Raw genomic sequence first — 4,179 nt, forward strand, 5'->3', positions numbered from 1 at the left:
AAGTTTCGGTTTGTGGCATCTTGACTATATATTTAGGCGATCGCAATAGCGCTGAGTTTATAGATTAAGGCATTTTACTGTTAAAGAAGTTGCCTGTTCCCTGCGCTATGACTCAGACACTGCTAGTACTACTCTGTCAAGGTAGATCTCAGGGAGAAGCAAATACCCCCCTCTCCCTGTCTCCCCATCCCCCAATATGAGGTGTGACTCCGAACTAAAAATCCTTCAGGAAGTAGCTTTCAGGAAACTTCTCAGTAATCATCATGATCGGTTTTTTGTTACAAAAAACGCGATAAGTGCGAGAGAGGAGTTTGTCTTCTGGTTGAATCTTGAAATGCTCGGCCACATCTCCTGCCCATTCCCGACCTGAATCGACTATTTCTTTATAGGTTTCGCTCCTATGTTCTAACCATAGTCTTCCAATTGATTCCTGAGACTTGAGCAATCTTTCTCTATACTTCTCCTCTAGTCGGTCGGGAACAATAACTGACTCAGCATAAATCCAGTTACTTCTGCTAATTTTGCCTTGAAGCAATACTTTTCTTTCAATCACCTCACTGCCAACTTTGAGGTCTAAAGGCAAAATGTCTTGGGCTATGGAAACAACACCCTCGGACAACTTGACAATCCTGATCTTTTCAAACAGATAAGCTTCTAATATTTCTGTTAATGTTCCATCAGTTGTCAGGACAATTCTCTGGAATGTGCTGAGCTTGGAGGGATCGATATGACTATGTCTCAGGGATTCTTGTAAATCTGGCCTGAAGTCAGATCTACTTTTTGAATTAATTTCTTGGGCGTGCATAGCTGAAACTCCTTGACCTAGGCAAAAATTTGTTTATTTACAGTATTTCCTTGAAGTTGTCCCACCTGAGATAATTCAGTATGGTAGCCATCAAAGGTATAGCCAAATAACTCAATATCTTCTTGGAAGTATTCTGCTACTATTTTTTTCGTTGTTTCACTATAATAAGACCGATAATCTCTGTGTGTTGTCTTATTCAAGTGGGGCAGAGAAGTTTTGAGGTTGAGAACTTGGCAGACATAATTGAAGTCTTGTACTAAGGTTTCATATCTACCAATAAAATCTACAATTAGCTTGCCATCATCATCGGTAATAATTTCTTTTTGCAACTTAGTTGCTCCCTTGGGAAAAGGATTTTTGGTGTTGATTACCCAGTCTAAATATTTCTCAAAGCTCCCCATGGACTTAACTAGTTCATGTCTGATATGAGTTTGTTCTTTGAGAATAAAGTGATAATATGATACTTGCCAATCCCAGGGATTTCTCACAAAAGCAAACTTATAGAAGTTGTTATATACTTCCTCAGGCAGTTCTTTTTTTGCATCCTTTGCTTTAGCGTGCCAAAGAGAAGACTCCCAGATTTCGTAGAAGCGGTTGGGCTTACCGTTTACCTCTTTAGGGGGGCGAGTTATTTTGAATTTTTCTGGTTCAGTTGCATATACTTTCAGGGCTTCTTTGACACTTGTACCGGCTGCTTTTGTAACATGAAAAAAAATAAATTTGTGACTGTAGGATATTAACATAAATTATTAGTGCCAATCTCAGATATTAGGGAATAAGCTCCTAGTTTTCCCTCCTGAGCTTGATAGAGTTATCACCACAAGCCCAAGAGAGCCTTAAGCCATGAACGAGTGTTACCTATTTCTAGAAATATTCAATGATTAGATTAATCCGATCCGTATCTCCATTATTCACACCACCATGTACGGCTTTATTGTTAACTCCATATTATCGAACTTGTTTGGTTTGGAGTTATCCTGGGTGGACCACAAATCGTGAGGCAAACTGAGTATTTCCTCAGCAATAGAGGAGATATCAACGGGGCATAGTTTTCTAAGATGCTTGTTTGGTTTTGGGAGTAGCTTGATCAGTGGCATGTTTAGGAAGAACTTTTTTCATGTTTTTTCTCCACAAGATTTATAATTGGTTCTAAATTCGGTAAAACTTTAGCTATTTCCCTTTCATTTTTGCGCCACTTGTCCGGAGATGGTTTCGACGTAGCCATTGTCGAAACTGGTAGGGACTGAGAAACTAACTGTTCTATTCGTTTATCCCAAGTCAGTCCAGCAAATTCGCTAATTGCTCTGATAGTTTTCGCTGGCTCCCGAACTAAGTCAGAATAGCGAACTAAGCACCAAGATGATGGGGCTAAAGTTTGGAGGTCTTCCCAGATGTAGGAATTAGCTATCTTCCACTGATAAGCTGCAATTTCTGCTATGGAACTTTCTTGCAGTGATGACCATCCAGGAGTTAGTAGGAAGCACCATTCTCTGAAAGGCCAACCAGGAAGGGGTTGGTAAGAAATAAAGCGCCGCGCTCGCCAACCTTCCATCATACTACTTATATTTTCTCTTGGTTCTCGATAGAGATATATAAATAGCGCTCCGGGAAATAGAGCTTTCAGGAAAGGAATGCGTAGGGCATTTTTAGGCGTTTTCTCTAAAAATCTTACCTTAGTAGGACGTTGCTTAATAGGAAGATCAAGGTAAGCCTTTCCTTCACGATTTTGCAACTGTTGAGTAAACCGCTCTCTGAGAGTTGAACAGATGTGAGGTAGGGCATCTGCTTCAGTCAGGCGGTTAGAACTAAAATTGCGAGTTGAAGGATGAAGCTCTGGTATCCCTTCAATAATTTCGTGACTTTCGTCACCAATTGTCCATAAGTCCGGGAATTTGCATAAGGTTTCAAATAAGAGAGTGCTGCCTGCCCTAGGAGCAGAGACGATACAGATCGGTCTTTCAAATTCAGGACAAGTGAATTCTTCCTTGAGCAGTTTGAACTCTAGCAACTTTTGAACCATACTGCCTAATTCCCCTTCTTTTATCTCCAATTCTGGAGAAAGGCGATGGCTTACCTCTGAAAAAGTTGAGGCAGAATGGAATAACTCCAAAATCTGGGCATGTTTGGGGAAACCAACCAGCTGCTGGAAACCTTTTTGAAGTTCCACATTGTCTACAACTCGGTAGCAAGCATCTGTAGAGAATTTTGCCTTAGCTTTGCTCTTTTTCTTGGCTAAAGCTAATAATCTCTTGGTGACCTTTTTTTTGACAGGAGGATTCGATGTTAGCAACATCGAACCAATTACTTTAATGGCATTTTGGCCTTTCCCTGATTGGGGTAACCACTTGTTTGTTTCAGAGGCAATTTGCTTCGTAAAACCGAAAATTAGGTCTTGGTAAGTTAACTCTCCAGAGCGGTTGTGTCCAAATCGATAAAATGCTTTTTCCCACTGGTTCCTAAACTGTTTAATATTATGAACTAGTTTTATAATATTGCTCTGAGGAATCTCAGAGTTTTCTACATCAGCAAGAATTGCAGCAGTTAAGTTGTCAATCTCTTGGGATGTCAATACCTCAAAACGGTAAGGTTCCAAGCAAATCTGAGCATCATCATCTGGCAAGTAGGGAAGCTCACGAACCTGTACTTTAGCTGAGTTGCTCTCTGGGGTACAAGGCTGTTCGGCTTGTGCGAGCATTTTATTCAAGCTTGGGGAGCCTTTGGTTTCTATAACCAAATGAATACAGTCCTGCTCTCCCTTATTTACTAGCCAGTGATGCTGAGAATTGTCGAAAGTCCAAGTTTCTCCAGCACCCATATGGGCACTCTTATCATTACAGCAAAACTCAACAGCAGAGTTAGTAACAATTGCTACATAAATGCAGCTCCGCCGAAACCAATGGTAATTGTAGTTTGTGCAGATCCTATCAGCTCCACCCGAAAGTCGGATTAAACGACTGCGGGAGATGGGAGTATCTAGCGATCGCATTAATTGCTTGAGGTAAGGACAACGTTCTAGAAAAGAAGTTGACTCCACAGGAGCTGAGATAGCAAAATCATTGTCGAGCCTGCCTCCTACTGATACAAGAATCAACGATGCTTCGCCTGCCACCTCTGGAGGATGATAAATCCAATCCTCTTGGCTAAATTGGGAGATTTCCTGCTCTAGTCGCTCTACATCAAAGCGTAGAGGAAGTTTGTAGAACTCAGTATCTAGCTTCATCTGAAACTGGGGATTCTCCTGCTCCTATTTGGTAGCACCTTGGTAGCAAGTGGTGAGTAAGTCTCACCACTTAATAATTAGCGAATGGCTCCACTAACTTCTAACGATACATGTCTTGGAGGCTGTCGGAGAGTGTTTTGCTCACATAGTCTCC

General features: G+C 41.2%; 3 protein-coding genes. All 3 read right to left on the minus strand.

All coding sequences use genetic code 11. The annotated features are described in order from the left end of the window. Window positions 1-214 precede the first annotated feature (214 nt). Window positions 215-805, minus strand: coding sequence for a chorismate--pyruvate lyase family protein (locus F6K37_RS33605; RefSeq protein WP_287255057.1), 591 nt, complete (start codon window positions 803-805; stop codon window positions 215-217). Between the two features lie 17 nt (window positions 806-822). Further along, a complete protein-coding gene (locus F6K37_RS33610) occupies window positions 823-1,548 on the minus strand; it encodes a sulfotransferase family 2 domain-containing protein (RefSeq protein WP_287255059.1) in 726 nt (241 codons plus the stop codon). A 356-nt stretch (window positions 1,549-1,904) separates the two neighbouring features. Further along, window positions 1,905-4,025 carry a sulfotransferase gene (locus F6K37_RS33615; protein WP_287255061.1) on the minus strand — a complete coding sequence of 707 codons (2,121 nt, stop codon included), beginning with the start codon at window positions 4,023-4,025 and terminating at the stop codon, window positions 1,905-1,907. Between the last annotated feature and the right edge of the window lie 154 nt (window positions 4,026-4,179).

The organism is Moorena sp. SIO4E2 (genome assembly GCF_010671945.1).
In the GTDB taxonomy this organism is placed as follows: domain Bacteria; phylum Cyanobacteriota; class Cyanobacteriia; order Cyanobacteriales; family Coleofasciculaceae; genus Moorena; species Moorena producens.

Coding starts and splice junctions, on each gene's coding strand:
- F6K37_RS33615 (WP_287255061.1), bottom strand. CDS start 4,025: ATGAAGCTAGATACTGAGTTCTACAAACTTCCTCTACGCTTTGATGTA.
- F6K37_RS33605 (WP_287255057.1), bottom strand. CDS start 805: ATGCACGCCCAAGAAATTAATTCAAAAAGTAGATCTGACTTCAGGCCA.
- F6K37_RS33610 (WP_287255059.1), bottom strand. CDS start 1,548: ATGTTAATATCCTACAGTCACAAATTTATTTTTTTTCATGTTACAAAA.